Source organism: Brevibacillus reuszeri (assembly GCF_001187725.1).
Taxonomy (GTDB): domain Bacteria; phylum Bacillota; class Bacilli; order Brevibacillales; family Brevibacillaceae; genus Brevibacillus; species Brevibacillus reuszeri.
In genome coordinates this window covers 2,142,101-2,169,095 of record NZ_LGIQ01000009.1, presented here as the reverse complement: position 1 = coordinate 2,169,095, position 26,995 = coordinate 2,142,101, and the positions used below count along the sequence as shown (strand labels likewise).

General features: G+C 43.2%; 28 protein-coding genes. 4 read left to right on the top strand and 24 right to left on the bottom strand.

Annotated elements, in window-relative coordinates; all coding sequences use genetic code 11:
- Positions 1-32 precede the first annotated feature (32 nt).
- The 5 genes from ADS79_RS24530 to hpf form a co-directional block, all read right to left on the bottom strand.
- Complete coding sequence (locus ADS79_RS24530; RefSeq protein ID WP_049740961.1) at positions 33-302, bottom strand: YciI family protein; 270 nt, start codon at positions 300-302, stop codon at positions 33-35.
- A 132-nt stretch (positions 303-434) separates the two neighbouring features.
- A protein-coding gene (gene prfB / locus ADS79_RS24525) for a peptide chain release factor 2 (RefSeq protein WP_141260869.1) occupies positions 435-1,548 on the bottom strand; the annotation gives its coding sequence in 2 pieces (ribosomal slippage) (positions 435-1,466 and positions 1,468-1,548; 1,113 coding nt in all).
- Between the two features lie 121 nt (positions 1,549-1,669).
- Positions 1,670-2,134: a hypothetical protein gene (locus ADS79_RS24520; RefSeq protein ID WP_141260867.1), complete on the bottom strand. Its 465-nt coding sequence runs from the start codon at positions 2,132-2,134 to the stop codon at positions 1,670-1,672.
- A 261-nt stretch (positions 2,135-2,395) separates the two neighbouring features.
- Positions 2,396-4,915: a preprotein translocase subunit SecA gene (gene secA / locus ADS79_RS24515; RefSeq protein ID WP_049740958.1), complete on the bottom strand. Its 2,520-nt coding sequence runs from the start codon at positions 4,913-4,915 to the stop codon at positions 2,396-2,398.
- A 211-nt stretch (positions 4,916-5,126) separates the two neighbouring features.
- Positions 5,127-5,684: a ribosome hibernation-promoting factor, HPF/YfiA family gene (gene hpf, locus ADS79_RS24510; RefSeq protein ID WP_049740957.1), complete on the bottom strand. Its 558-nt coding sequence runs from the start codon at positions 5,682-5,684 to the stop codon at positions 5,127-5,129.
- 330 nt (positions 5,685-6,014) lie between these two features.
- Between hpf and ADS79_RS24505 the strand changes: the two genes are divergently transcribed.
- A complete protein-coding gene (locus ADS79_RS24505) occupies positions 6,015-7,070 on the top strand; it encodes an RNA-guided endonuclease InsQ/TnpB family protein (protein ID WP_049740956.1) in 1,056 nt (351 codons plus the stop codon).
- Positions 7,071-7,296: 226 nt separating this feature from the next.
- Positions 7,297-8,349: an HD-GYP domain-containing protein gene (locus ADS79_RS24500; RefSeq protein ID WP_049740955.1), complete on the top strand. Its 1,053-nt coding sequence runs from the start codon at positions 7,297-7,299 to the stop codon at positions 8,347-8,349.
- Between the two features lie 141 nt (positions 8,350-8,490).
- On the opposite strand, the gene ADS79_RS24495 is transcribed toward ADS79_RS24500, so the two are convergent.
- The 5 genes from ADS79_RS24495 to ADS79_RS24475 form a co-directional block, all read right to left on the bottom strand.
- A complete protein-coding gene (locus ADS79_RS24495) occupies positions 8,491-8,688 on the bottom strand; it encodes a cold shock domain-containing protein (protein ID WP_049741132.1) in 198 nt (65 codons plus the stop codon).
- Between the two features lie 90 nt (positions 8,689-8,778).
- On the bottom strand, positions 8,779-9,453 hold the full coding sequence (locus tag ADS79_RS24490) for an amino acid ABC transporter permease (RefSeq protein ID WP_049740954.1): 675 nt from the start codon (positions 9,451-9,453) through the stop codon (positions 8,779-8,781).
- A gap of 175 nt (positions 9,454-9,628) precedes the next feature.
- Positions 9,629-10,414, bottom strand: a complete 786-nt coding sequence (locus tag ADS79_RS24485; protein ID WP_049740953.1) for a basic amino acid ABC transporter substrate-binding protein — start codon at positions 10,412-10,414, stop codon at positions 9,629-9,631.
- A 306-nt stretch (positions 10,415-10,720) separates the two neighbouring features.
- The gene (locus ADS79_RS24480; RefSeq protein ID WP_049740952.1) at positions 10,721-11,518 is read right to left on the bottom strand and encodes an OmpA/MotB family protein; all 798 of its coding nucleotides are present in this window, start codon (positions 11,516-11,518) and stop codon (positions 10,721-10,723) included.
- Entirely contained in the window at positions 11,511-12,320 is an 810-nt protein-coding gene (locus ADS79_RS24475) for a motility protein A (protein WP_049740951.1), read from the bottom strand. The genes ADS79_RS24480 and ADS79_RS24475 overlap by 8 nt, the downstream gene beginning before the upstream one ends.
- Positions 12,321-12,471: 151 nt before the next feature.
- Here ADS79_RS24475 and ADS79_RS35060 point away from each other — a divergent pair, with 151 nt between their 5' ends.
- Positions 12,472-12,648 carry a putative motility protein gene (locus ADS79_RS35060; RefSeq protein ID WP_141260865.1) on the top strand — a complete coding sequence of 59 codons (177 nt, stop codon included), beginning with the start codon at positions 12,472-12,474 and terminating at the stop codon, positions 12,646-12,648.
- A 56-nt stretch (positions 12,649-12,704) separates the two neighbouring features.
- Complete coding sequence (locus ADS79_RS24470; protein ID WP_049740950.1) at positions 12,705-13,802, top strand: DUF2920 family protein; 1,098 nt, start codon at positions 12,705-12,707, stop codon at positions 13,800-13,802.
- 69 nt (positions 13,803-13,871) lie between these two features.
- On the opposite strand, the gene fliT is transcribed toward ADS79_RS24470, so the two are convergent.
- The 14 genes from fliT to ADS79_RS24400 form a co-directional block, all read right to left on the bottom strand.
- Entirely contained in the window at positions 13,872-14,231 is a 360-nt protein-coding gene (gene fliT, locus ADS79_RS24465; RefSeq protein ID WP_049740949.1) for a flagellar protein FliT, read from the bottom strand.
- 11 nt (positions 14,232-14,242) lie between these two features.
- Positions 14,243-14,620 carry a flagellar export chaperone FliS gene (gene fliS, locus ADS79_RS24460; RefSeq protein ID WP_049740948.1) on the bottom strand — a complete coding sequence of 126 codons (378 nt, stop codon included), beginning with the start codon at positions 14,618-14,620 and terminating at the stop codon, positions 14,243-14,245.
- Between the two features lie 15 nt (positions 14,621-14,635).
- Positions 14,636-16,093, bottom strand: coding sequence for a flagellar filament capping protein FliD (gene fliD, locus ADS79_RS24455; RefSeq protein WP_049740947.1), 1,458 nt, complete (start codon positions 16,091-16,093; stop codon positions 14,636-14,638).
- A 12-nt stretch (positions 16,094-16,105) separates the two neighbouring features.
- Positions 16,106-16,465, bottom strand: a complete 360-nt coding sequence (flaG, locus tag ADS79_RS24450; protein ID WP_049740946.1) for a flagellar protein FlaG — start codon at positions 16,463-16,465, stop codon at positions 16,106-16,108.
- Between the two features lie 69 nt (positions 16,466-16,534).
- Entirely contained in the window at positions 16,535-17,233 is a 699-nt protein-coding gene (locus tag ADS79_RS24445) for an acylneuraminate cytidylyltransferase family protein (RefSeq protein WP_049740945.1), read from the bottom strand.
- Positions 17,230-18,279, bottom strand: coding sequence for a nucleotidyltransferase family protein (locus ADS79_RS24440; protein ID WP_049740944.1), 1,050 nt, complete (start codon positions 18,277-18,279; stop codon positions 17,230-17,232). Before ADS79_RS24440 ends, ADS79_RS24445 begins: the two co-directional genes overlap by 4 nt.
- A 26-nt stretch (positions 18,280-18,305) precedes the next feature.
- Positions 18,306-18,926: an acetyltransferase gene (locus ADS79_RS24435; protein ID WP_049740943.1), complete on the bottom strand. Its 621-nt coding sequence runs from the start codon at positions 18,924-18,926 to the stop codon at positions 18,306-18,308.
- Positions 18,923-19,999: an N-acetylneuraminate synthase gene (gene neuB / locus ADS79_RS24430; RefSeq protein WP_049740942.1), complete on the bottom strand. Its 1,077-nt coding sequence runs from the start codon at positions 19,997-19,999 to the stop codon at positions 18,923-18,925. Before neuB ends, ADS79_RS24435 begins: the two co-directional genes overlap by 4 nt.
- Positions 20,000-20,001: 2 nt before the next feature.
- Positions 20,002-21,174 (bottom strand): UDP-N-acetylglucosamine 2-epimerase, encoded by a 1,173-nt coding sequence (neuC, locus tag ADS79_RS24425; RefSeq protein WP_049740941.1) that lies wholly within the window; start codon positions 21,172-21,174, stop codon positions 20,002-20,004.
- A complete protein-coding gene (locus tag ADS79_RS24420) occupies positions 21,161-22,348 on the bottom strand; it encodes a LegC family aminotransferase (RefSeq protein WP_049740940.1) in 1,188 nt (395 codons plus the stop codon). The genes neuC and ADS79_RS24420 overlap by 14 nt, the downstream gene beginning before the upstream one ends.
- Positions 22,345-23,370 (bottom strand): NAD-dependent 4,6-dehydratase LegB, encoded by a 1,026-nt coding sequence (locus ADS79_RS24415; RefSeq protein WP_049740939.1) that lies wholly within the window; start codon positions 23,368-23,370, stop codon positions 22,345-22,347. Before ADS79_RS24415 ends, ADS79_RS24420 begins: the two co-directional genes overlap by 4 nt.
- The gene (locus ADS79_RS24410) at positions 23,360-25,231 is read right to left on the bottom strand and encodes a motility associated factor glycosyltransferase family protein (protein ID WP_049740938.1); all 1,872 of its coding nucleotides are present in this window, start codon (positions 25,229-25,231) and stop codon (positions 23,360-23,362) included. The genes ADS79_RS24415 and ADS79_RS24410 overlap by 11 nt, the downstream gene beginning before the upstream one ends.
- Positions 25,218-25,826: a hypothetical protein gene (locus tag ADS79_RS24405; protein WP_049740937.1), complete on the bottom strand. Its 609-nt coding sequence runs from the start codon at positions 25,824-25,826 to the stop codon at positions 25,218-25,220. Before ADS79_RS24405 ends, ADS79_RS24410 begins: the two co-directional genes overlap by 14 nt.
- 131 nt (positions 25,827-25,957) lie before the next feature.
- Positions 25,958-26,788: a flagellin N-terminal helical domain-containing protein gene (locus ADS79_RS24400; protein ID WP_049740936.1), complete on the bottom strand. Its 831-nt coding sequence runs from the start codon at positions 26,786-26,788 to the stop codon at positions 25,958-25,960.
- Positions 26,789-26,995 lie beyond the last annotated feature (207 nt).

Here is a 26,995-nt window from a genome sequence, read left to right as displayed (position 1 = left end):
TGCAGGTTTATCATTCCTGCGCGAAATGGAAATTAGTTCAAGGGAAGTTCTAGCGGACTCCACTCACGCAGCTCCAATGTACGTGCTCCCTCGACTATTACTGGGTCAGCCTCTGCCAATTTACGGGCTTCCTCCTGCGACTCCGCCTTGTAAATAACAAGACCGCCCTGTTTATCAGTGAATGGACCTGCCATCAATACTTTTCCTTGCTTGTACAGATCGTTTACATACTCCAGGTGAGCTGGTCTTACCTTTGCATTTAATTCCTGATCAATAATCGTCAAAAATGCAGCGTAAAGCATACGTCCCTCTCCTTTTATGTAGCTTGTTTGAATGAAGTATATCACATTTTTCCATCGGACCTTTTCAACGAATTCCAGACACAAAAAACGGCATGAAATATCATGCCGTCTTCAAGCTTTGCCTCAAGTATATTAGCGATTAATTTGTGCTCGCAGGTAGGCATCAATAAAGGTGTCGATTTCCCCGTCCATGACTGCCTGAACGTTCCCTACCTCGACATTCGTCCGGTGATCCTTTACCAGGCTATACGGGTGGAAGACATACGAGCGAATCTGACTTCCCCATGCGATGTCTTTTTGTTCGCCTTGGATCGCCGCCAGCGTTTTCTCCTGCTCCTCCCGTTTGCGCTCAAACAGTCGCGCTGTTAGCATTTTCATAGCCCGCTCCCTGTTTTTGATCTGCGAGCGCTCTGTTTGGCAGGTCACTACAATACCCGAAGGCAAGTGCGTAATCCGGACTGCGGAGTCTGTCGTGTTGATGTGCTGACCACCCGCTCCACTTGAGCGGTAGGTGTCAATTTTGAGGTCCTCCGTGCGAATATCTACAGCCGTATCATCCTCAATTTCCGGCAGGACGTTGCAGGAAACAAATGAGGTATGACGGCGTCCTGAAGCGTCGAACGGAGAAATCCGAACAAGTCGATGAACCCCTTTTTCTGTTTTAAGATAGCCGTATGCATTATACCCCTTGATCAGAAGCGTCACACTTTTTACGCCCGCTTCGTCCCCAGGCAAATAATCCAAGGTCTCCACCTTGAAGCCCTTGGCATCGCCCCAGCGTGTATACATACGCAAAAGCATGGACGCCCAATCCTGGGACTCGGTTCCTCCTGCACCTGGATGCAGTTCGAGGATCGCATTGTTCTTGTCGTATTGATCGCTCAGGAGCAGCTCCAGCTCAAAGCTCTCGAACGATTTTTTCAGCTCTTGGGTACTGTCATACACATCTTGAATAAGAGAGCTGTCGCCTTCTTCGATGACTAGCTCCAGCATGAGCTGAAGATCTTCATATTGAGAATCGAGCTTTCCCATTGTATCGACGAGGTTTCTGATTACGTTCAGCTCACTGATCGTTTTCTGGGCTGCATCGTTGTCATCCCAAAAGTCGGGAGCGAGCATACGCTCCTCCAGTTCTCCGATCCTCTCCTCTTTTACAGGGAGGTCAAAGAGACCCCCTGATATCTGCTAAACGTTTAGCCATACTGGACATCTCTTGTTTGATGTCCGCAATATCGATTAATGCCATGCTGCGAATCACCTTCTCTTTACGTAAGCTTACGTTTTATTGTAACGTAATTTGCCAGATGCGCAACCTGACGTACGTTTTCTCGCTGTAAATGGGGATTCGCCCTCGACTATGTTCTCGCTTACGTTACTGTTTCCCTTGGTGGTGATAACGAGTTTTTCACGTATCGGATATCACGGGGTTGTTTGCTTTCCGCCTGCGGAAATGGAAACAGCATTGCTTTTGTCTGAGGAGCATTTTTGATTCTCTGACGAATCGGTCGCATCGTTCTCACTTGTTTTGCAGCTCGTTTGCCTTTTTGACCAACTGATCGTCCTGCTTGTGTGATAAGCAGCTTGGGGTGAGCGATGGCTCCGGACTCCCAATTTGGCTCCGGAATTTCCTGTATCACTCTCTCCTCATAGAAGACGGCATCCTGTGCAGTAAAAAGGTCTGCTTGCTCTTCGCCTGTCTCCTCACTGATTACTTGTATGTTTTTATTTTCTTTTCCTTTTCTCAAAACGGCTTTTAAAGTAGCCGCGATACACTCCAGCATATTTTGTGCTTGTATGCCCATCACGTTGACTGACGTTTTCATTTTATTCATCCCTCGTCTCCGTGTATTTGGTAGTGTGCCCTGGTAAAAAGTGTTGTACCTATGATTCTATGGATTTTTCAAAACATTTCCACCTGAATCGTTCGATAGCTTTTTCCAGTGTTAGACAAATAGATCTATCAGATCGGACGAGGAACAAGGGATTGGGACGAACGCTGTCTAGCGAGTAGGAATCCACAAGAAAAAAACATTCCTCTCGTACCGAATTTGACGATACAAGAGGAATGCTTATGGTTCGTACGTATTTGATATTTAGTTGCGCTTGTTTTGACGACGACGCTCCTGCTCCTTGGCACGGCGTTGTGCGCGGTTTTTCGGATCAGCGTCACCAGAGGTTTCCGGATCAGGACGATCGGATGGTCCGGATGTTTGCAGGTCTTCTGGATTGATGCCTTGGCCTCGGATTACATCCTGGCGCTCCAGGTTTTGGCTCACTTCTGCTTTCATGATGTACATCGCAACTTCCTCTTGTACAGCAGCCAGCATAGCCTGGTACATCTCATATCCTTCAAACTGGTATTCGCGCAATGGATCGTTTTGAGCGTAAGCACGCAGGTGAATACCTTGACGCAATTGCTCCATCGCATCAATATGATCCATCCATTTGCTGTCGACAGCACGCAGGATAACTACTTTTTCAAACTCGCGAATCATCTCGCCAATTTGTTCTTCGCGCTGTTTGTATTGTTTCAGAACTTCATCTTTCAGAAGCTGTTCGATTTCCTCGGCTTCTTTGCCTTTCAGCATCTTAACCGTAATGGTTTCTTCATGCAGGAACGATTGGTTTGCTGCATCCGCCAATGCTTGCAGATTCCAATCCTCTGGCACATCCTCTTTTGGACAATGAGCAGCTACATTACGCTCAAGCACAGTGTTGATCATGCCCAGTGCCACTTCGCTGAGGTTTTCCTGTTCCAGAATGTCACGACGCTGCTTGTAAATAACCAGACGCTGCTGGTTCATCACATCGTCGTACTGGAGGACGCCTTTACGTGCATCGAAGTTGGAGCCTTCCACTCGTTTTTGTGCGGATTCGACAGCACGGGTAACCAGACGGCTCTCGATTGGCATATCTTCTTCCATACCCAGACGATCCATCATGTTCATGATATTGTCTGCTCCGAAACGGCGCATCAGCTCATCCTGCATCGAGAGGAAGAATTGCGAAGAACCTGGGTCCCCTTGACGACCGGCACGTCCGCGCAGCTGATTGTCGATGCGTCGGCTCTCATGGCGCTCTGTACCGATAATATGCAGACCGCCCAAATTAGCGACACCTTCGCCCAGCTGAATATCCGTACCACGACCTGCCATATTTGTTGCAATCGTAACCGCTCCGTATTGACCTGCGCGAGCTACAATCTCCGCCTCACGCTCATGCTGCTTCGCATTCAATACGTTATGCGGCACGCCTTTTTGCTTCAGCATTTGCGCCAGTCGCTCGGAGTTTTCGATCGAAATCGTACCCACCAAGATCGGCTGCCCTTTTTTGTGACGCTCAACGATATCATTCACAACAGCCCGATACTTTGCTGCCTCTGTTTTAAAGACAAGGTCAGGAGCATCAGCACGAGCAACAGGCTTATTGGTTGGGATAACCACAACATCAAGTCCGTAAATCTTTTTGAATTCCTCTTCTTCCGTTTTTGCCGTACCAGTCATACCGGACAGCTTTTGGTACATACGGAAGTAGTTTTGCAGCGTAATCGTAGCAAGGGTCATGCTCTCGCTTTGAACGCGCAGACCTTCTTTTGCCTCGATCGCTTGGTGCAAGCCATCGCTGTAGCGGCGTCCGACCATCAGACGACCGGTAAATTCGTCAACAATGACGACTTCGCCTTCCTGCACCACGTAGTCCACATCAAGTTTAAACAGAACCTGCGCTTTCAAAGCAGCAGTGATGTGATGGTTAAGTGTTGTATGAGCCGCATCGTACAGGTTTTCGATATTGAAAGCCTGCTCGACTTTACCAATTCCGTCATCTGTCAGGTTGACGATTTTCAACTTTTCATCGATGGTAAAGTCTTTTTCCAGTTCCAGACGCTTCACAAAATGAGAGCAAATGTAGTACAGCTCCGTCGATTTGTTCGCCGATCCGGAAATGATCAATGGCGTACGCGCTTCGTCGATCAGGATACTGTCGACCTCGTCAATGATCGCGTAGAAAAGCGGACGTTGTACCATTTGTTCTTTATACAGCACCATATTGTCACGCAGATAGTCGAAGCCAAACTCATTGTTTGTACCATACGTGATGTCACAAGCGTATGCTTCGCGTTTTTCTTCTGCGCTCAAACCGTTTTTGTTCAAGCCGACAGTCAGACCAAGGAAATTGTACAATTGTCCCATGATCGTCGAGTCGCGCTCTGCCAAGTATTCGTTCACGGTTACGACGTGAACCCCTTTGCCTTGCAAAGCGTTGAGGTAGGTTGCCAGTGTTGCTACCAGCGTTTTCCCCTCACCTGTTTTCATCTCAGAAATACGGCCTTCCTGTAAAACCATACCACCGATCAGCTGCACGTCGAAATGTCGCATGCCCAGAACCCGTTTAGATGCTTCGCGTACTACGGCAAACGCTTCATTCAGGATTTTGTCCAGATCTTCCCCTTTTTCCAGGCGGGCTTTAAACTCAGTCGTTTTTTCCCGCAGCTGTTCGTCAGAGAGCGCAGCTATGCCAGTTTCCAGCGCATTGATGGCTTCTACGCGCCTAAACAGTTTTTTGACCTCGCGTTCGTTGCTGTCGCCAAATATCTTTTTAACGAGTCCTAACATGAGGACACCCCTTCCATATGCTCCCAAACAAAGATAATGACTACTCCGTAAGAGAGGGTTCCACATATCCCTAAGGAGATATTGATTGCGAATAAAAAAATAATACTTTCTAAAAAGCTATTTTATCAAAAGAAGCCTCACATACACAAGTAAAGGGAGTTGCCAATAGCAACTCCCTAGTCTTATACGAGTGATAGGCTATAAAGTTTCGTTATTTGGGCTCAATTAATCCGTAGCGTCCGTCATTGCGGCGATACACCACGCTCACATCATTGGTGTCACTGTTCTGGAAGACAAAGAAGCTATGTCCTAGCATATCCATTTGCATGACGGCTTCCTGTGCATCCATCGGCTTGAGATCAAATCGTTTCGTTCGGACGATGTTAATATCTACATCTTCCTCATCCGTGTCTGCCATCATGACAGCAACGGGCGTGCTCTCACGCTGCCCTACCTTGCCTGTGGCATCGATTCGCAGCTTGCGCATCAGCTTTGTTTTGTGCTTGCGGATCTGACGCTCGAGCTTTTCTGCTACCAGATCAATGGCAGCATACATGTCCTCATTTGTTTCTTCGGCGCGAAGGATCACTCCGTTTAGCGGGATCGTGACCTCGATCGTGCCTTCACCTCGATGTACCTGCATAGTAACTTGTACATCGGCTGGCTGCCCAGTTTCAAAATATTTTTCGAGACGGCCGACTTTCTTTTCCACATACTCTCTAAGTGCTGCGGTGACTTGAATGTTTTCTCCACGAATGTTAAATTTCATGGTTCCAACCTCCTTCCGTCTATATATAAATATTCGGCACGTTTGTAAATAATCCTCCTTCTTATCTACAAAAAATCTTTACAATTTTTATATAATCCAACAAATAGCGACAGAATATTACCAATACTTGTCGTCTAAATGCACCTAGTTTAAAGATTTCTATGACGAAAGTCAGCTCAGCACATCTTTGATTGCTTTTTATTTTTGGTTTTTTGTGGAAACTGATATAATGCTTGTAAGAAACAAGAGTATAGACGTCAGTACAGCAGGAAACGTACCATGTAAAACCGTAAAGTGTTATTTGGAGGAACAATAGAAATGAGGTGAACAATGCAAGCTTTAACTGTTAAGATTCGCATATTTCCAAATCAACCAGATGTTCTCCGGCAATTAGGACAAGAGTATATTCAGATAGTCAATAAACTAACTGAACAGGCTGAACAACATGGTACCTTTCCAAAGGTGACTACCAAAGATGTCGAAACCCTTCTACCATCTGCTGTATGCAATCAAGCCATTCGTGACGCCAAAAATATATACAGAAAAATCAAGAAATTGAGCACTCGTCCGATTCTAAAGAAACCTGTATACTTCGTTAACAATCAAAACTATACGATATCCGAAAATATAGTCGCTTTCCCTATCGTTGTAGATGGAAAGACCAAAAAAACAGCATTCCATGCTATTACTACTAGCCGAGACATGGTACTACTCGGAAAAGCCAAGACCGGCTTGATGCGAGTCGTTGAAAAGTCAGGTAAATGGTACGCCCAAATTTCATTAGAAGTACCAACAGCCGAATCAAACAACGAAAATGTCATGGGAATTGATCTTGGATTGAAAGTGCCTGCTGTATCTGTGACTTCTACTGGAAAAACACGTTTCTTTGGGAATGGCAGACAGAACAAGTACACACGCAGAAAGTATCAACAGCGAAGGCGTAAATTAGGAAAACTCAAAAAGATGTCTGCTATTCTGAAATTTGGCAATAAAGAACAACGGTGGATGAAAGATCAAAACCATAAGATCAGCCGTCAAATTGTCAATACAGCTATTCAAGAAAATGTATCGCTAATTAAGTTGGAACGATTAACAAATATTCGCAAGACGGCAAGAACAAGCCGTAAAAACGCTAAAAACCTGTACAGTTGGACTTTCTATCAGCTTCAGCAGTTCATCTCCTACAAAGCTAACCTTGTCGGTATTCGTGTAAGTGAAGTCAATCCTGCGTACACATCCCAAATATGTCCTGCATGTGGTGGGAAGAACAAAGTAAGAGATAGAAAGTACGAATGTTCATGCGGCTTCAATGCTCATCGTGATTTGGTTGGAGCAATCAACATCTTAAACCAACCTTTGGTAGATGGTAATAGTCTGCCAGCCTAGTCAGCTTTATGCTCTGGACTAGGATGGGCTGATGAGACAGCCTTGAGCTTGGGGGAACTACGGATAGTAGAAATACACTTCCGACTACCACCCAAGGATCCCACTTATGTCGAAAGGATCAGTTTATTCCTTTAACGTGGGAGTCTCAATAGTTTCCCTATGCTATAATAGATGCTAGTCAATCCAATATATTTAGCATGCCAACACTCGCACAGGAGGAATCCTCATGGCCGAGGTGAAACCTTCCCATTTAATCATCGGAACTACACTCGCACAAGATGTATACAACGAGTATGGCCTGCTACTATTGCCCGCTGGAGCGATTCTGCATCAGAGTGACATCCGCCTACTGGAATCCCATAAAGTGATGGCCGTTCAAGTAGCTGCAGCTCCATCGACTATTGACATGCCCTCGCCTGTATTACACTGGAGCGAAACTGAAGCAGCACGCCAATATGTAGATGCTGTTCAGAAGACTGGGCACTTGTTTAGACAGATTGCCTCCGGGACGATCCCTCCGCTGAATCGATTTAACGAAGCTTTTTATCCTTTACTCGATCAAGTTTTACAACGCTTCGGATTTCTCCAATTTATTTATTTAAAAGAAGGAACGGACAACTACACGTATCGTCATTCCCTCCATGTTGGCATTATTTCAGCCTTAATTGGCAAGCTGTTAGGTAGGTCTCATGAAGATATTTACTTTCTGGGACAGGCGGGTCTTTTGCATGACATTGGAAAAATGAAGATTGCAGATGAACTGCTGTCCAAGCCTACGCACTTAACCGACGAGGAATACTCGATCATGAAGCTTCATGCAGAGTACGGCAGCCAGCTGCTCCTCTCTATGGAAGGCGCAAATGAACAGCTTGCTTTGTGCGCGCTGCTACATCACGAGCGACTGGACGGTACCGGTTATCCTGAACGGCGGACAAAAGAGACGATTCCTTTTGAATGCCAAATCATTAGTGTCGCCGATGTTTTTGATGCGATCTGCACCGATCGTGTTTATCGCAAGGGCTCTTCTCCTTTTGAAGCAGCAAGCGTTCTATGGGAGCTCGCGTGCAATGGCAAATTAAACCCGTTAATCGTATCGCACTTTATCCAGTATATTGTTCTATTATATGTCGGTTCTAGCGCACTTCTCAGCAATGGCGATCAAGTCGAAGTAATCATGATTCATACCGATGAGCCAATGCGCCCGCTCGTACGTCGGGGAGAAGAATTCCTCGACCTTCGCGAGCATCGTTCCCTCCGCATTCATAAAATGATTAGCTAACATAACAAAATCCCCCTGTACCCAGTAAAAGCTGGGCAAGGGGGATTTTTATACAGATAGGAATTCATGAAACTCCGACTCAGTATAAGTTCAACCGCGGTACTGCCAAAAGGCATGTCGCAGCTGGAATTTCCCATTGTTCTACAGTTTGACGACATTGGCTGCCTGTGGACCGCGATCACCTTCCACAATATCAAACTCTACCGATTGTCCCTCATCCAACGAACGGAATCCATCAGTCTGAATGGCTGAGAAGTGAACAAAAACATCGTCGCCACCCTCGCGTTCAATAAAACCAAACCCTTTTTCTGCGTTAAACCATTTTACTTTGCCTTGCATGAAACAGCACAACCCTTTCTTTTTTAGGAAATCAGGATAAGTATCCCGTGTATTCACACATAGCTTGCCCAAAATCATCACGAAATTCCATTACCTTGTAGAATATTTTTTTTCTAGTCCCCTCACTACGATCCGTGACAGGAACAAGGTCAGTACCAAATATACCGCCGCCTCGGTCAGATATGGAGGATATCGTTCAAACGTACTTTTCGCCACATTCATGGCTGCATAGTTTAATTCTTGAGTGGCTATAACGGCACACAAGGAAGAATCTTTTAAAAGGGCAATAAACTCGTTTCCAATCGCAGGCAGCATACGCGTAAACGCCTGTGGAAGTACAATCAAGCGCATCGACAAGCCTTTGCTCATGCCAAGCGACCTTGCCGCCTCCATCTGTCCTGGATCAATCGATTGAATACCCGCACGAAATATTTCCGCTATGTACGCTGCTGCATTCAGGGATAAAGCGACAAAACCGGAATAGATCGCATCCGGATTCGGCTGTCCCGGGAATATGAATTCCCAAATGGACGGTATCACCGCAAAGTGGATGAGCAAAATCTGAACCAGCATCGGTGTCCCTCGAAACAGCTCTACATAAATGGAGCAAATCCATCTCAAGTAGCGTTTGCTCGACATTTTGCCCAAGCTGATGAACAGACCGAGCAATGTTCCACAGACAGTGGCTACCGCTGTTAGTAAAATCGTATTAATAACGCCTCGAATAAACAATTCGCGATAATCATAGATGACACTCCAATCCAAAGGTAGCTCCTCCTTTCGCTTATTCCTGCTGACCACCTTAGAAAACCGGCCTACGCCAACATGTTGGCGAGCCGATAGACGAGCATATAGCCGACCTGCTAGAAATTCCAACTATGCCTATCCATAGCACAAACACCGGGTACGCCCTAGAGACGTACCCGGATCACGAATCGTCCTACTTATTACCGAAGTACTTGTCATGGATTTCTTGCAGCTTTCCATTTTCCTTGATCTTTTTCAGACCATCGTTAATCTTGGTCATCGCATCTGTGTTACCCTTTTTGACCATGATGCCGTAGAATTCTTTTTCAAAGGAATCGTCCTTGATCAGCTTGAATTTCTTGTTCTGTATTTTCTTCACGTAGTATTGGAGAACGCCGTTGTCGCCCACGACCGCATCTACCCGGCCATTAAAGAAGTCATCCACGGATGACGGCATGTCATCATACCCCTTCAAGCCTTCGTAGGTTTCTCCAAATGCTTTTTTGACGACTTCTTCACCTGTTGTTGCAGCCTGCACCCCGATCTTCTTGCCTTTCAAATCAGCCAGGGTCTGTACAGGCGAATCCTCGGCTACCAGAATCAGCTGGTTGGCTTCGAAATAAGGTTCAGAAAAGTCGTACTTTTCTTTGCGCTTTTCGGTAATCGTGATAGACGAAATCCCAATATCGACGGTTCCTTTGTCCAGACCATCAAATAACGGGTCCCAGCCAGTGTTTTTCCACTCCACCTTAAATCCGCCCGCTTCAGCCACGGCATTCATCACATCAATGTCATGCCCGCTGATCTTGTCTGCTTCCAGCATTTGAAATGGAGGGTATGCGGCGTCTGTACCAATTACATAGACCTTGTCCCCTGATCCTGTCGCTGCTGGCTGACCACCCGATCCACAGGCTGAGAGCATAAGTCCCATCCCCACGGTCAGCGCAAGCGAGGTGTACCACTTTTTCCCGAGCTTCATTTGAAAATCCCCCTTGTTTCTATCTCTTTTTATCTGTGTTTGCCCCCAACAATGTCCACAAGAAAATCACGGGTTTTTTGCGTTCTCCACAGAGTTATCCACATTATCCACATGACGTTGTGCACAAGCTGGGAATAACTATTTCCTGCTCTCCATGCCTTCTCAAGCCCTTTTTCGCAAAAGGACAAAGGTTTGGCCAGAACAGGAATTTGCCTAAAAAAGAAAGATTCTTACATGTAAGATATATTTCGATCTTACATAGAAGAATCCTTCTTCAAAACCATATTATTATCAGAAAAATGGGAATTATTCTTTTTCCGCCAAAATAATTACCTCTACACGACGATTGCGCGCTTGGTTTTCCTCGTTGGAATTATCCACAAGTGGCTTGTTTTCCCCAAGGCCAGCGACAGTAAAGCGTGTCGCAGGTAAAGAATATCCATCAACCATTTCCCGCATTACCGCAATAGCGCGTCCCGAGGATAGCTCCCAGTTGGACTTGAATGCACTGTGCTTAATCGGCACATCATCCGTGTAGCCCTCAATTCGCACCATATGACCATATCGCTGTAGTACCCCCGCAATCGTCCCAACGACCTTTTTGCCCTGCGCTTGCAGCTCAGCTGAACCGCTGGAAAACAAGATACTCTCCGGCAAACGAATGCGCAAGCCCTCTTCTGTTTCCTCATAGTCCAGATTCAATTCAGCCAAGGCAGAGGACAGCTGCGTCCGCACCGTGTCCATATCGCGCTCACCCTTATCAGCTGCGCCTGTTGGTGGTTTTGGTAGACTTGGAGATTCGGTCGTATTCTCTTCCTCTGCTGTCCCCAAGAGTGCTTTTTGGCGCGCTTCCAGCTGATGAACCTCGCGCTGCAGCTCCAGCTTTTGCAGATTTAACAGATCCAGGCTTTCATGCACCTGCTGCATAGCCGCTTGCTGCTGTACCGCTTCCTTTTTCGCTTCCTCACGCTGCGACTGAATGTTAGAGGTATACGTCGCCGCGATAATAATCACGATAACAAACAAGAGCGTAATTAAGTCACTGTAGCTGAGCAGCCAGCTTTTCTCCAGCTCCTTTTCGTCATACAGCCGGTCATCATGCATAACGGTCCTGCCTTTCAATCGTTCCCTTCATACTGCCTGCTTCTTTAATAAGCACCAGCTTCTGGTCACCTGGCAGGAACGAGTTCAGTTTTTCAAACAACAGGCGTGGCGTTTCCATCCGCTGCAAACCGACACACCCCTCAACGTAAAGGCGCTTTTCAAACATTTCCCGGTCATACAGGTCCATCATCCGGTAGTAGCATGGCAGAGCAAACAGGTTGGCTAAAAGAGCGCCATAGAGCGTCGCCACAACAGCCGCACTCAGGCTATGACCCGTCTGCGTGAAATCAGAGAGGGAGCGCAACACGCCTGTCATGCCAAGGAGCGTACCGACCAGCCCCATTCCAGGTGCGAGCAAGCTAATAAGGCGAAAGAAGCCGGCTGCTTGCTGGTAGCGATACTGCTCGCCCTTGAGCTCGTTCTCCAGAATCATGCGCAGCTCATCCTCTGGAACGCCCTCGATCGCGAGCAAGCTGCCACGCTGCACGAATGAATCGCGTTCACTTTGCAGCTCCTTTTCGAGCGCGATATAGCCCTGCTCTTTCTGGACGAGCGCGTAGTAATAGAAGCGCTTGATCGTTTCCTCTACATTGCTTTCCCGTCCGTGGATCAAGAGGCGGATCATCTTTTTCAGATCCAGATGCTTGCGCTTGATCGCGTAGGAGATTACTACGGCCAGCGCTACCAGCTCGATGGCGGTAATGTTTAGAAGATCAGCGAGGTTGCCGTTTAAGTATACCGCGTGGATGAAGATGAGGAGGACGGCTCCGATTAGGAGGAGCGAGCGGCGTTTTGTGGACAATGTTGTCACCTTCCTAGTCTTTCGAAAAGATGTACTTAGTATAGCAGATGGTGGGAATGAGAGTAGTGAGTCTGGATAATGTTGGTGTAGGATTGTATCCAAAATGTCGATAAAGAAAGAGTACTCTCAATCTAATAAAGAGGTGACATCCATGAATGCAATCCAATTGCAACAAGCGGTGACGATTAGCCTGACAAAACAAGTACAGGAAACTGCACAAGCTCAAGCTGCTACCATGTTGGAAGATTTCGCGAAGACGCAGCAAAATATTCAGGCGGCGCAGGCTGGGCATCCAACGTTGGGGAAGGTTTTAGATGTGAAAATTTAGCTTTACGGGCCGGGTTTTTCCGGCTTTTTTAATAGAAATAAATAGGAGTGTTTTCTGTGGCAAAAGATTATCAAGTAAATTGGTCAGCACACCCTAATATTTACAATAACTACAGTGAACGTTCATTTAATGTATACTTTTCAGAGCCTGATTCTGGTGTTAATTCTGAGACGGGGTTGTTATTACTTATTCCTGGCTTTGATGGTCATGCTAACTCTAACGTCTATCAAAAAATGCGAAGAGTTTTTGCAGATCAATACAATTTAGTAACTGTACAGTGCGATTATTTTGGGCAAGAATTCATGCAGAGCTATAGATCACCTCACATTAACATTTCTCCCCAAGATGTGGCATCTGTGTTTCAGCCAAATGAGATCGATTTGATTTTTAAAGAAGGTTTTAATTCCGCTCATTTTTTAGACATAGCCAGTAAGTATAAAATTTGGGTAAAGGCATATGAAGTTTTAAACGAAAGTAATGAAAATTTTAATGATATGGGACTGATGCAAGCGTTAGATAACATTACAGCGATTTGCTATGTAATCCAAATTTTAAAAGATAACAATCTTGAGTTTAATACTAATAAAATTATTGTTTATGGCCAATCTCACGGAGCATATTTAAGCTATTTATGTAATGCATTTGCCCCAACCCTGTTTAAGCTACTTATTGATAACTCAGCTTGGTTATTCCCTGATTATTTGTTAAATGAAAGGTATTTAAAACACGAAATAGGTGATATGTTTTTAGACATTTCATTTACATACATGGCATCGAAACTAGATAATGATTCCGAAATTCTCCACTTACCAACACTGTATAAAAGTTTTAATAATCTTTGTCACATTCAATCATTTCATGGAACAACTGACAGTCTAATAAGCCATATAAAAAAACGGCAGTTTTGTAATACACTTGCAAATTGTATGTACCATGAAATCAGTGAAGACAAACTTGACGGTTCCGCATTCCAATCAACCAATCACGGCTTAAATTCAGACTTCCTAGAGTTATTTCATTTCGTTCTTAATAATAAGCATTTTGAAAAATCTACTGATTTACAATTAAATCCTATCCAAATACTAACGGAGAGTCATCATTATCATTTTGATTACAGCTCAGGCGTTCCCGCACTATACATATATAACACCTGATAAGGGCAAAACGGCTTGTGACGATACCTGTCATCAGCCGCTTTGTCTTTTTAAAAATTCTAAAATCATTTACTTTTTATGATCTAAAAATGCCCCATAGGCATTAGGGCCGTTTTCGTTGTATGTGTCCATTGCCTGTTTACTGCGTTGGATATTATTGAGTTGAGTCTGAACGGCTCCTTTGCGATCATCCATCTTAGAAACTAAGCGTTGGTTTATTTCGTGTACCTGCCTAAGTATATCTAAATTAGACTCTGTTATAGTTGTATCATCCATTCCCATTTGTTGCATTTGTTCAATCAATTTTTCACGTTCATCAAGAATAGCTAACCACTCATCAGAGTCCGATGCGTCTTGGAGCACTTTTTGCTCAAGACGCATCGTATGTTGCAGTAATTGTTGCAAAAGAACATCTGGTGATTTTTCCATTACTTCAGCCCTCATCCTTGGTTTTTCGCCAAGATCATTGCTTCTTTCCACGTATCACGAAACTGAATGAAATACTCCTCAACCTCAGTAAGAATCGTGATCTCTTTTTGAATATTAGCTTCTATCATACGATGAAGCATATAATCGTACATCTTGACCAACTCTTTTGAGAGGGGGATGTCATTATTCAACGTAGACATCAACTCGTACAAAATGTTTTGTACTTTTATGCTGGCCTCATGAGCCTTCGCTACATTTTTTTCTTCCGTAGCTATTTTCGCCTGTTTAATAAATTTGAGTGCCCCATTATACAACATGAGAGTGAGCTCGCCAGGAGTAGCGGTTGTTACCTGATTAGATTGATACGTCTGAGCAGCATTTTGTAACATCTGCATCACTCCCTATTATTTTTGCCCTAACATTTGAGCAAACCACGAGCCCTGGGACTGGGCTTTGGACATTGCTTTTTCCATAGCGGTGAACTGCTTCCAGTAGCGGTCTTCAATTGTTTTTAAACGGTCTTCCCAGCGACCAATGTCGTCTTCCGTTTGTTTGAGTTGCTTGCCAAGCACGCTTTCAGTGAATACAGAACCTGTTGACCCAGCTTCCTTGGTCACTTTGTCCATGACCTTATTCACTTCGCCATAGAGTCGTTCAAATACACCACTCTCTTTGTACTTCGTAGCAGCGTTGCTCTCGCTACTGTAGTTGGTGAACAGCTTAAGCACATCGTCACCATTATTGCGAATCGCATCACGAAGCTTCGTTTCATCGATATACAATTTCCCATTTTCCGTGTAAGCATTTTTACCTGGAGGTGGACCACCGATCCCAATCTCAGAGAGCGTATCGAAAGCTTTATTTACTCCTGCGACTTGTAGTGGTGTACTTAGTGCCCGTCTTAATTCAGTTAATCCGCTCGTTAAAATTGGATCACGCAACAAAATGCCGCTTTTCGCCATCGTGTCCATTTTTTCGGCTGTTTTTTCAGGAAGTGCTTCCTTTTCTTCATCCAATAAAGGTCTATAAGATTTATACTTTGGCTCTGATATTTTTTTATTCATTACATCGATAATCGCATTATACTTATCGACGAAATCTTTAACGCTTTTAAAAATCGAATCTTCGTCGGTTTTTGTATTGATAACAACTGGAGTAGTAGTCGGTTGTTTTAAGATGAAATCAATTCCGTCAAAAGTGAACGTATTAGACTTGGACGTATATTCAACACCATTGATTTTGAATTTGGCGTCAGCACCGCCTGATGCCGGAGAAGATGTGGAATTACCTATTTTGAAAATATTTCCTGCATTATCCGTTGAGAAACTAAATGCTTGTTCATCTGTTGACGTCATAACTAATTTTCCATTAAAAATGCTCGCCTTAATACCTATGTTAGAGCTGTTAATTTTGCCAATCGTTGTCTCAATAGACTCATCTTGCATAACATCTATGTTTACTGTTTCAGAGCCCTTATTCAGTGTCAATTTAAATTGTGAATCGTTTTTCGTGGAAACCGGACTGAACTCAGCCTTTGGAGGTGTACCTGCCACTGCTAGCTTTTCTACTTCAACTGTATACGAAGACAACGCAGGTCTACCCTTTGCATTAACGGAAACAATACTGTCATTATCAGAAGAAGCCACTTGTTTGTTAAAGGTGCTAGACAAGCGGAGAGTTTTCAAAGAATTCTGCAGGTCAGCCAATAGTGTATTCATCTCTCTATAGGCATCGCGCTTCCATTCAATTGCATATTTACTACGTTGCAAACGGTTGATTGGCTCTCGCTGTGCTTTCATTATATCTTTGACCATTTTCTCCGTGTCCATCCCTGATGCCATACCGCTAATACGTAAACCCATGTTCTTAACCCCCTATCTTTTTTCGTCCACAAGCAGACCGATCATTTCCTGCATCTGAGCTACCATATCCATCATTTTCTTTGATGGAATTTCTCGGACCACTGTGTTGTCATGATCGCTGATGATCTGGACATAGTATTCATTCAGCTTGTCATGCAAGGTAAACTTGAGATGTGTTGTACTCGACTGCATGAATTTGTTTAGACTTTCAATTTCGCGCTCCAAGTCTGCACGTGTGTGTTTTCTCTCTGACTGGTATCCTGCGACTTGAGAATCTCCGGTTTGGGTTGTAGGCTTGTTCTCCATTCCTTGAAGCTTTTCTGTATAGAGTACTTTAGCATTCCCAGTTAAATTGCTCCCTTGGATGCTCACACTTTCTCCTCCTCTACTGGTTCCCTTTACCATTAGTATCGGAAAAAAATCTCAAGGTGTTTACATATCTTAAGCATGCCATTTCTTTTCGTTCAAAATGGCTTCTGCAACGATAAAATCATAGTGTGAGTCTATATCTAACGAGCGTTCTTTCGGCATGGCAAAGCCTATTGTTTCCTCATGTAAAAATGAGCGTGTCTTCTGTAGCCAAGATGATCTCGCCACATAAACCGCCCCATTTAAAACAAATACATCGGGTGTATCTTGTCTTCTAAGAACTGGCTGTTCGGAGCTGAGCACTGGCTTTATACACTTTTCTTCAGAAAGATGATACATCCAGTACGGAGATTTATCTGTCAGTGTTACAGATATGCATGCATTAGCCTTTTGACTTAAACATTGCTCGATGCATCCATCTATATCTCCTGTATTGCGAAGTGGCGATGTCGGCTGTAGCAACATCACATAATCATAACCATGAAGCACCGACATTGCGTGAAGAATGGGTTCAATCCCAGGTGTATTGTCCTGAGCAAGTTCTTCCGGTCGAAAAAAAGGAACCTCGCATCCCCACTGTCTAGCTACATCTGCTATTTCCTCGTCATCAGTAGAAACTACCAGACGATCAATATAGGAAGATTTTTTTGCTGCTTCAATTGTCCAGGCGATCAGAGGTTTTCCCGATAGATTCCGGAGGTTCTTTCTAGGGACTCCCTTGGAACCGCCTCGCGCAGGTATGATCGCAAGCACTGATTTATTTTGTATCATCCAAATACCTCCGCAAACTCAATATTAGCTCTCTCATAATCAGCTATCCTCCCAATATCTAGCCAATATTCTCGTATCGGGAAGGCAATCGTTTCCAAGTTTGTTTTCATCAAATTATCAAATAAACTTGGCATGTCAAAATATTGGTTATGAGGGATAGTATCGAGTACATCTGGACTGAGCACATAAATTCCGGCATTAACGAAGAATCGCTGAGTTGGTTTTTCTTCAATGGAGGTGAGTCGATGTTTATCCAATCTGACGACACCATAAGGAACCTGATGATCATATTCTCTAACACACATCGTCGCTTGGGCTTGATACGCTTTATGGAAATCGAGCAACTGCTCAAAATTCACTTTGGTTAATAAATCTCCGTTCATCACAAAAAACGGTTCTGCTGGTATTTCTGGTAATAGACTCAGTGCCCCTGCAGTTCCCAATGAATCCTGTTCCTGCAAATAACGGATTGATATCCCCCATTTTGAGCCATCTCCAAAATACTCACGAATCATTTCCGCTTTATACTTCACGGATATGTAAAATCGATGAAAACCTTGATCAATAAAACTTTGCAAAATCGTTTCCAACAACGGTTTATTACCGACTTTGAGAAGTGGTTTGGGACAATCATGTGTTAGTGGATGAAGTCTTGTACCTAATCCACCTGCCATTAGCACCACCCAATTGTCTTTCCGTTTGGGCCGCAACAGTTCATTTAGTACCTCAACGTGAATGATCCGCCCCTCTTCGTCAACAATCGGAATCTGATGAATCTTCTTGATCTTCATTAGCGCCAAAATATTTTCACGTGTCTCATACGGTGAAGCAACCGTTGGAAACGAATTCATGATCATAGAAATCGGATCTTGAAGAGCCTTGCCTTTTAACAATCCTCTACGGATATCTCCATCGGTTACAGTCCCTAAAAGCCTATCGTTCTCATCTGCTACCAAAGCAATTTGACGGGCATTCTTATCAATGATTTCCAACGTATGAAGGATCGGCGTATTCGGTGATACCAACAGATTTCTCCAGTCCATCATTCGTCACACCTTCCTGACACTAATTTCTACATATTTCGTGCGGGGACACCTGCTACTTTTGAATCGGCTGGTACGTCTTTCACAACAACAGCCCCTGCCGCTACCATGCTGTTTCTACCAATCGTTAGCCCTTGAATGACGACTGCTCCCGTCCCTACATGGGTATCATCCTCTATAATGATTCCGCCAGATAAAGTGACACCTGGAGCGATATGGACATGCTTCCCAATACTAGTATCATGATCAACCGCAGCTCGAGTATTGATGATGGAGTTACTGCCAGTTCTAACCCCTGCCTGAATGACTGCTCCCGCCATAATTTGTACACCTTCATCGAGAATGGCATTTGTTGAAACAATGGCAGATGGGTGAATGACATTTGCAAAAGAAAAGCCTTTTTCCTTCCAGAAATGAAATAACCTTTTTCTTCTTGTATTGTTACAGACCGATCCCAGACCGTTAACCAACAAAATATCTTCTGGCGAGTACGTGTTGACAATCTCGTCGTTACCCAACCAGGAAATGCCCAAGATAGTAGACTCGGTTAGAGGATCTGTAAATCCAATGATTTCCTGATTACGTAACTGTAAAACTTCCATGACAACCTTGGCGTGGCCGCCGCCACCTAACACGATGATCGGCTTCATGATCGAATCACTTCATCCGCCTCGTAATCTCGGTCTGCTTCTTTTCCGATCCATTCCCAATACAACATAGGGGAAAGTCCTGTTCCAGGTCGTTTTGTTGTTAAATTACTGTGATTAAATCGTTCTCCTTTTTGAATACTGCGTGCAGCTACCAAACTTTTACGAGCAATCGACTTGTTTTTATGCTCCGACAGTGTGGGGAACTTCAATTTTGAACCTAAAGCCATCTCTACCTGTCGAATCGCTTGAATCATTTGCTTTAATTCAGTCGGCTCTAATGATGCCATGTGATCTGGCCCAGGCAAATTTTTATCTAAGGTAAAATGCTTTTCTATTACCTTTGCGCCACGAGCTACCGCAGCAATAGGGACAGCAATTCCATCCGTATGATCAGATAACCCTACAGGCAATCCAAAAGCAGTAGCCAATGTATCCATTGCCCTTAAGTTAACGTCCTCGTAAGGGGCAGGATACTCCGTTGTACATTGAAGAAGCGTAACTTTCTGTCGTAATACTTGTTGCGCTTCAAAACTAGAGTATGTTTCCATAAACTTCGAAAGAGAAGGAACCTCCTCAATCCCCAAATACCCATAAGAGAGAACACTTAGTGCTCCTTCTATTTCACTTAAATTAGACATACCCGTGGAAAGAAAGATAGGAAGATTTGTCTGAGCCGCCTTCAAAAGCAGAGGAGCATTCGTGATCTCACCCGATGGAATCTTTAATTGATCTACCCTAATTTCACTAACAAGCATATCAATGCTCTCTAAATCAAACGGTGTTGAAAGGAACTGAATATTACTATTTCGGCAACAATCCACAAGTTCTTCATGCATCATTCGACTCAATTCCAGTTTTTTGACCATCTCTAACTGGGACTCTTCATTACTTGTTCTTTTCTTCTGATAATCAGCCTTATCTGCGTACTTACTAATAATGCTCTCTGCCTTGAAGGTTTGAAATTTTACCGCATCCGCGCCAGCCTCGGCAGCGTTATACACTAACTCTTTTGCCATTTCCAACGATCCATTATGATTAACGCCTGCTTCGGCGATGATAAATGTTCTAGACATTACTACACCTCCAAAGAAAGGTCATAAAAAGATTTTTTGAGTAATAGTGAGAGATCTACTTCTTTCAATACTTTTTTTACTTTCCCAGATACATAGTCCTCTCCATACGGCGAATGTATTTTTTGAAGTTGTCTATGAAACTCATGAGAAAGTGCCATTTTAATTGCATCGCAAATAGATTCTTTTGTCTCCATGCAATCAATAACGGAAGCGGCTTGTATCCTTCCTTTTTGTCGATCCCCGAGATTCACTGTCGGCTTTCTAAAGTAAGGAACTTCCAGAATTCCACTAGACGAATTACCAATAACCACATCTACATGCTGAATTGCACTCAAATAACGCAATTGTCCGAGCGAAACAAAAGACTTGCATGTTGAAGGACGTTGATAGACATATTCATCTATCATTTTTGAAATAGTGCGTCCTTCCATATCTGCATTTGGCTTCGTAAAAATACACGTCGCATTGGGAAATTCGTCTAATGCATGGAACAATTCTTTTATCGCTGTCTCTGAGTGACCTTTTTCCAAAGTTACCGGATGATAAGTTATCAGAAAACTCGGCCTCTTTAGTGAAAAGTTAATAGATCGCTCAATTGTTGGACGATCCATCAAGTCCATCTTTCTAATATTATCTAGACCAATAGCACCCACAGTATATACTCGTTCAGGTTGTTCACCCATTTGAATGACTCGATTTCTATATGTTTCTGTTGAGACAAAATGTAAATGAGACATCTTCGTTACTGAATGTCTGATTGCTTCGTCAATTACGCCTTCTGTGGTTTCACCCCCATGCAAATGAGCAAGCGGAATACGGGCGACCATCGCTGCCTGAGCCGCTGCTAATATTTCGAATCGATCCCCCAGGACTACTACGATATTTGGTGCTAATCTATCAAAAACCCCGGCGAATCCGATCGTCCCCAACCCGAGAGAAGTTGCAATCCCCACAGAAGTATCGCTTGAAAGAAGCATCTCAACTTTTTCATCAATGACAAAACCATCTTGTTCAATCAACTGATAGGTGAGCCCATATTCCGGTGACAAATGCATGCCTGTAACAACTATTTGCAGTTGCAATTCAGGATCATCCTGAATCTCTCTCATTAACCAATATAAAAGTCCATACTCCGCCCGCGTCCCTGTCACCACACATATTTTACGTTTCGACATGCACTGCCCCCAAACTAGCGCTACTTGGGATGTTAATAATACAGCTTTCCAATTGCTTAGCAACAGATAAATCCATCCGTGGTGTAGCTGCATACATGGGAAGATCGCTTAACAATTTCCAAACTGGTCTAGTCATTATTCCCTGCTCATTCGTTGCTTGTAGGATGTCGTCACGAAGATGACTCCATTTTGGCGACAACATAATGGCATTCAGCCAGTAATTACTAGAACCAAAATCCGGCTCTGTTACAAAGGAAACGCCATCAACTTTGGAAAATACCTTGTGGTAACGAGCAGCCAGTGCTCTTTTCCGAGTCAAGAAATCCGGCAATTGCTCTAATTGAGCACACCCCAAAGCAGCATTGATATTTGGCATGCGATAGTTATAACCGACTTGGTCATGCACAAACTCCCAGTTGTGCGGTTTTTTAGCTGTAGTAGTCAGATGCTTTGCCCATTTTCCCAACTCTTCATCGTTGGTTAAAATCGCTCCACCCCCACCAGTTGTCATTATTTTATTCCCATTAAAGCTAAGTGCTGTAGCTCGTCCCCAATTGCCTGTATGGCGCCCTTTATAATACGATCCTAGTGATTCTGCGGCATCCTCTATTAGCTCCAAATGATAGCGTTGGCACACGTCAACGAGAGTATCCAACTCAACAGGGTGACCGAATGTGTGCATTGGTACAACAGCTTTTATTCTTCTACCGGTTTGTTTGTTGTAACAGCTATTATTCCGTACCTCAGTAATCTCTAGTAAATAGTCTGCCAGTTTATTTGGGTCTAAACCTAGCGTTTCTACCGAACTATCTACAAAATGAGGGATCGCCTGACAATAGGAAATGGCGTTAGCAGATGCAATAAAGGTAAGTGTCGGCACAATCACCTCGTCATCGCTTTCAACTCCAACTAATTTGAGACAAATATGCAAAGCGGCTGTGCCATTAACAACGGCTACAGCGCGCTTTACACCTGTATACTCACTAAGCATTTCTTCAAAACGATCTACATATTTCCCAACTGATGAGACCCAGCCAGTATCTAGACATTCTTTTACATAGGACCATTCATTCCCTTGAAAGCTTGGTTCATGCAAAGCTACAAAGTCTTTGTTAGAAGGAGCAACTCTTTTTAAGACAGATACAATCTCTTCCATTATGAACGGCTGTTTCATAAGTTATAAATCCCCGCTTTATAATGACTTAGATTGGATGGATTCGTAAACCATTCAATTGTTTCTCCTAATCCACGCTTAAATCCCTCTATGTTGCCATACATGGGCTCCCAACCAAGTAATTGTTTCGCCTTTGAATTATCTGCCCATAAGCGTTCTACTTCACTCTTCTCAGGGCGAAGACGCTGGTCTTCCGTTTCAATGCTGATCTTTTGTCCCATCAACTCAGCAATGAGTTCAACGGTTTGCCCAATCGATACCTCATAGTTACTGCCGATATTGATTACCTCGCCTATGGAATGGTCTGATTCTGCAACAGCTAAAAATCCATTCACAGTATCTTTTACATAATTAAAATCACGAGTCGGATGAAGTGACCCAAGTTTGATTGATTGCTGTCCACTAGCTATCTGTGTAATGATAGTAGGGATAACTGCTCTAGCAGATTGCCGAGGACCGTAAGTATTGAATGGCCGTATCACTGACACAGGAAGTCCAAACGAACTATAAAAAGACATTGCCATTTGATCAGCGCCTATCTTGCTCGCAGAATAAGGAGATTGACCTTGGAGAGGGTGCTCTTCTGTTATTGGAACGAAACGGGCTGTCCCATATACTTCGCTCGTCGAGGTATGCACAACCTTCTCCACATTCAGTTCGCGAGCTGCCTGAAGGATATTCAAGGTTCCTTTGATATTCGTATCCACATAGGTATCAGGAGAGTGATACGAAAAGGGAATGGCGATCAGAGCTGCTAAATGCAAGACGATATCGCAATCCTGCATTGCCTTTTTGACACCATGAGGATCACGAATATCACCAGTGAACACCTCCAACTCGTTTACAATTTCATTTGGAACTGTATCTAACCATCCCCAGGAATTAAATGAATTGTAACAGACAAAAGCTTTGACATTGCTCCCGCTCTTCACCAATTCTTCTGTTAAGTGGGATCCAATAAAGCCATCTGCCCCAGTAACCATAATTCTTTTATTCTTTAATCCCGTTATGTTATTTCCCATTGTCACTACCTTCTTCCAAAACCTGTGTGTGTATGCTCTCGAGCAAAGGCTTCATCATTTGAGTTTGTGCCCTACACTGGGTCAGATAATTTGAGAAAAATTCCAAGACTCTTTCCGCCTTTTCAACGGGATCTTTAAGAAAGCGAGCCTCTTCAAATGATTTCATTACCACGTCAAAATCGAGATGATTCATGATTTGAATAAAAAACCAATAAAAATTATTTGCCTGTAATTTATCAAATTTACGGTCAAATTTATTGAACAGTTTTTCAAGCTCTCGTTTATTTGATCTCATTATAGAACTCTTCATCTGATCGAACAGTCTAAAAAAACTTTTATAGATACTTTCCAGCTTCTCACACTCTTCAATCAATGTATCAGATTTACTAGAGAAGAAATCCCTACTATATTTGACAGAGTAACGATCAACCCATTCATGTTCAACAATATTTTTTTCTTCTAGCCTCTCCTCGATCACTCTGTCCATCGGGATATATGTGGTGCCAGCTATATGAGCTCCACCCTTGGTCGTATTAATCACTTCCACCTCGGAAAAGGAATGGATAAATGACTCCATTTCCTTTCTGAAAGAGTCGTATGCTTTTATCGTATACATATCGTTTCCTTCGACATCCTTCACGATATGTGCTTTCTTCATGAGTTCTTCATTTACGTATACGTTATCTACGCTACCCGATGCATAATAACGATCTTTTGTATACCCCAGATTCTGACCAACCAGTATGATTGGATTACACCCAAGTCGATATAATAATTGCAACGTAATGATAGCAATTGATTCGGCGGAATGCACAACTTCCAAGTTTTTTCCATCTGTTCTCTCTAAATAAAATGGATTCACAAAGTCTCGATCTACCAAGTAATGAAGCAATGGTCCAGGATAATTTTGAATCGTCTCAAAACCTACCGTACTTCCGTAAATAAGAGGGATAGAGTCGATTCGTTTATCTTTAATTCTTTGAAAAACTTTTGCATTATTTACACTTGGGTCATAGGTGCATGCTCCATCTGGATAAATATTCCTTTCCAATAAAGCATTTATTGCTGAACCCACTGAAAAGATATATGCCAAACCGTTTTCTTTAATATAACGCAAATTTTCATATTCATAATCCAAAGATGGCCCAGCCGCCACTAGTATAGCTGGCTTACCCTTAAAAGAAGTAGTGTCCTCATGAAGAATATTAGGAGTTTGATAAATAGTTGGCAAGTTCATAATTCCGCTAATCACCGTGCGCTTTGAAAAAGACATCGCAGCATAGTTATACTTTCTACGCTCAAAGATGGCGTCAGAAAAACGATTCATAAAATCTTTTGTTTGCTCGTCAAATATCCGTTCATATGCAGGCAATATAACGAGCAGCACATCTTCCTTAACTCTACTAACAAAATGCATTAGATTATCTTGAGAGCCAGCTTCGTCTTCAGAATAGAAATACTGGAGGTTACTTGCAACCATTTCCTCTGTTGATACCATTGACATATATTGTTTTAGGATGGAGATATTTGGCTCGTACATGGAATATTTTTTTTGAGGATATCTTCGTGTAAATTCCTTGATGTGATATCCGAGACCAATGCCATAAAAAAATACTTGGCTATACTTCTCTAAATCTTTGATCGTATCTACCCAACGTGACGCTTCCCCTTGTGGGTCATACTTGCTGTGAAGATAATTCCAACCGTTTGGTGTATGAATAAGCAAAGTAGCCTGACCTTTGGCATTCGATTCTAATTTCACTTCTTCATCTGATAGAACTAATCCTGTCTTATTCATGATCGTAGAAATTGAAAATTCTTTAGTTATTTTCCCACGAAGAGTATAGTCAATTAACAACATTATTTTCTACCTCTTTTTTTGGCTTCAATACTTTTCCAACTGCGTGCTCAATATCTGTGAAACGGGGAAGTATTTCATATTTCAATATATCCCCGACTAACACCAAATCATTCTGGAATACTGCACCCTCCAATAATTTCACTTCTGATGAAATGTTGAATTTCTGCATCATATGATCGTTCTTTTCACTTGAGCCATTGTTTGCAAAAAACATGGCGACGTTTTCAATCCATTGAATCCCTTCTAACAGGTCGGAAATCCCGTTCCAAGCACTAGTATCGGGATTTATGTAAAACTTCTCTGATAACCGCTCTAGTTCCGGGATCGCTCGAGTGACATATTCCTCAATAGAGCAGAGTAAATTCTCTTTAAACTGCTCTTCGCTGATTGCTTTGATCTCGACAATTTCAACAGTTTCCCTGCCTGTAAACAAGTTCTCCAGGGGATCTTCGTAAATCTCTATACCATCTATGGTAATATGACTATATACTAGTCCTTTATCGGCAATCAGTGTATAAGCATGATTAAAAATATCGGTTATTTGGCTGATATTTGGTCCGTCATAAAGAATTTCATTAAACAGCATAATTCTCATTTGTATTGCCTCCATACCACATGATTTAATATATATATCGGCATGTAAAGGCCATTCTGTTATATGAACAAAGACGGAAAAAAGCATGAACCTCTGGTAAGAAGCTCATGCTTTTTTCATACATTATTGAATTAACGGAGCAATTGCAGAACACCTTGTGGCAATTGGTTAGCTTGAGCCAACATTGCTTGAGATGCTTGAGTCAAGATGTTGTTTTTCGTGAATTGCATCTGCTCTTTCGCCATATCTACGTCGCGGATACGGGATTCAGCAGCAGTCAGGTTCTCAGAAGTTACGTTCAGGTTGTTGATAGTGTTTTCCAGACGGTTTTGGTTCGCACCCAAGTAAGAGCGCGCACGGCTCACACTGTTAATGATGCTGTCAATGCTCACCAACACGCTGCTAGCACCAGTTGCAGTACTAACATCAAATCCGCTCATGGCGGTATTTGCAGAAGTCAAGTTGAACTTAGTAGCATCCAAAGACAGTTTTTGACCTGCTTCTTGACCGATTTGCAAAACGATTGAGTTGGCACTCGCACCAGAACCATTAAGCAAACTAATACCATTAAATTTAGTGTTGCTCATGATGTTGGATGTTTCTTTTCTCAACTCAACAATTTCTTCTTGCAGACGCGCACGGTCATTAGCGGCATTGTAAGTATCGTTAGCGGATTGAGTAGCCAGTTCTTTTACACGAACCAACATGTTGTTAACCGTTTGCAGGGCACCCTCAGCCGTTTGAATCAAAGAAATACCATCTTGAGCATTACGGGAAGCTTGTTCCATACCGCGGATTTGAGCACGCATACGCTCAGAGATAGAGAGACCAGCAGCATCGTCAGCCGCACGGTTGATGCGGTAGCCAGAAGACAGTTTTTCTACGTTTTTACCCAGGTTACCACCGTTTACACCCAGTTGACGGTGGGTGTTGATAGCGGACATATTGTGTTGGATAATCATGTACAATTCCTCCTTGAGATATCGACAGTCACGTCCCTGTGACTGTTGCTAATTTTTGAGACTCATCGCAATCGCGCGCTTGCGATTTTGTCCCTACATTTTTATTATCGGAATCTCGTTATCTGGTTGTTAGCATTTTTAGAGTTTTTTCTTCTTTTTTCTGCAAAAAAACAAAACGAGGAGAATTGGTCCAACTTTATCGGGGAG

Coding starts and splice junctions, on each gene's coding strand:
- ADS79_RS24530 (WP_049740961.1), bottom strand. CDS start 302: ATGCTTTACGCTGCATTTTTGACGATTATTGATCAGGAATTAAATGCA.
- ADS79_RS24520 (WP_141260867.1), bottom strand. CDS start 2,134: ATGAATAAAATGAAAACGTCAGTCAACGTGATGGGCATACAAGCACAA.
- secA (WP_049740958.1), bottom strand. CDS start 4,915: ATGTTAGGACTCGTTAAAAAGATATTTGGCGACAGCAACGAACGCGAG.
- hpf (WP_049740957.1), bottom strand. CDS start 5,684: ATGAAATTTAACATTCGTGGAGAAAACATTCAAGTCACCGCAGCACTT.
- ADS79_RS24505 (WP_049740956.1), top strand. CDS start 6,015: ATGCAAGCTTTAACTGTTAAGATTCGCATATTTCCAAATCAACCAGAT.
- ADS79_RS24500 (WP_049740955.1), top strand. CDS start 7,297: ATGGCCGAGGTGAAACCTTCCCATTTAATCATCGGAACTACACTCGCA.
- ADS79_RS24495 (WP_049741132.1), bottom strand. CDS start 8,688: ATGCAAGGCAAAGTAAAATGGTTTAACGCAGAAAAAGGGTTTGGTTTT.
- ADS79_RS24485 (WP_049740953.1), bottom strand. CDS start 10,414: ATGAAGCTCGGGAAAAAGTGGTACACCTCGCTTGCGCTGACCGTGGGG.
- ADS79_RS24480 (WP_049740952.1), bottom strand. CDS start 11,518: ATGCATGATGACCGGCTGTATGACGAAAAGGAGCTGGAGAAAAGCTGG.
- ADS79_RS35060 (WP_141260865.1), top strand. CDS start 12,472: ATGAATGCAATCCAATTGCAACAAGCGGTGACGATTAGCCTGACAAAA.
- fliT (WP_049740949.1), bottom strand. CDS start 14,231: ATGGAAAAATCACCAGATGTTCTTTTGCAACAATTACTGCAACATACG.
- fliS (WP_049740948.1), bottom strand. CDS start 14,620: ATGTTACAAAATGCTGCTCAGACGTATCAATCTAATCAGGTAACAACC.
- fliD (WP_049740947.1), bottom strand. CDS start 16,093: ATGGGTTTACGTATTAGCGGTATGGCATCAGGGATGGACACGGAGAAA.
- ADS79_RS24445 (WP_049740945.1), bottom strand. CDS start 17,233: ATGATACAAAATAAATCAGTGCTTGCGATCATACCTGCGCGAGGCGGT.
- ADS79_RS24440 (WP_049740944.1), bottom strand. CDS start 18,279: ATGATGGACTGGAGAAATCTGTTGGTATCACCGAATACGCCGATCCTT.
- ADS79_RS24435 (WP_049740943.1), bottom strand. CDS start 18,926: ATGAAGCCGATCATCGTGTTAGGTGGCGGCGGCCACGCCAAGGTTGTC.
- neuB (WP_049740942.1), bottom strand. CDS start 19,999: ATGTCTAGAACATTTATCATCGCCGAAGCAGGCGTTAATCATAATGGA.
- neuC (WP_049740941.1), bottom strand. CDS start 21,174: ATGTCGAAACGTAAAATATGTGTGGTGACAGGGACGCGGGCGGAGTAT.
- ADS79_RS24420 (WP_049740940.1), bottom strand. CDS start 22,348: ATGAAACAGCCGTTCATAATGGAAGAGATTGTATCTGTCTTAAAAAGA.
- ADS79_RS24415 (WP_049740939.1), bottom strand. CDS start 23,370: ATGGGAAATAACATAACGGGATTAAAGAATAAAAGAATTATGGTTACT.
- ADS79_RS24410 (WP_049740938.1), bottom strand. CDS start 25,231: ATGTTGTTAATTGACTATACTCTTCGTGGGAAAATAACTAAAGAATTT.
- ADS79_RS24405 (WP_049740937.1), bottom strand. CDS start 25,826: ATGAGAATTATGCTGTTTAATGAAATTCTTTATGACGGACCAAATATC.
- ADS79_RS24400 (WP_049740936.1), bottom strand. CDS start 26,788: ATGATTATCCAACACAATATGTCCGCTATCAACACCCACCGTCAACTG.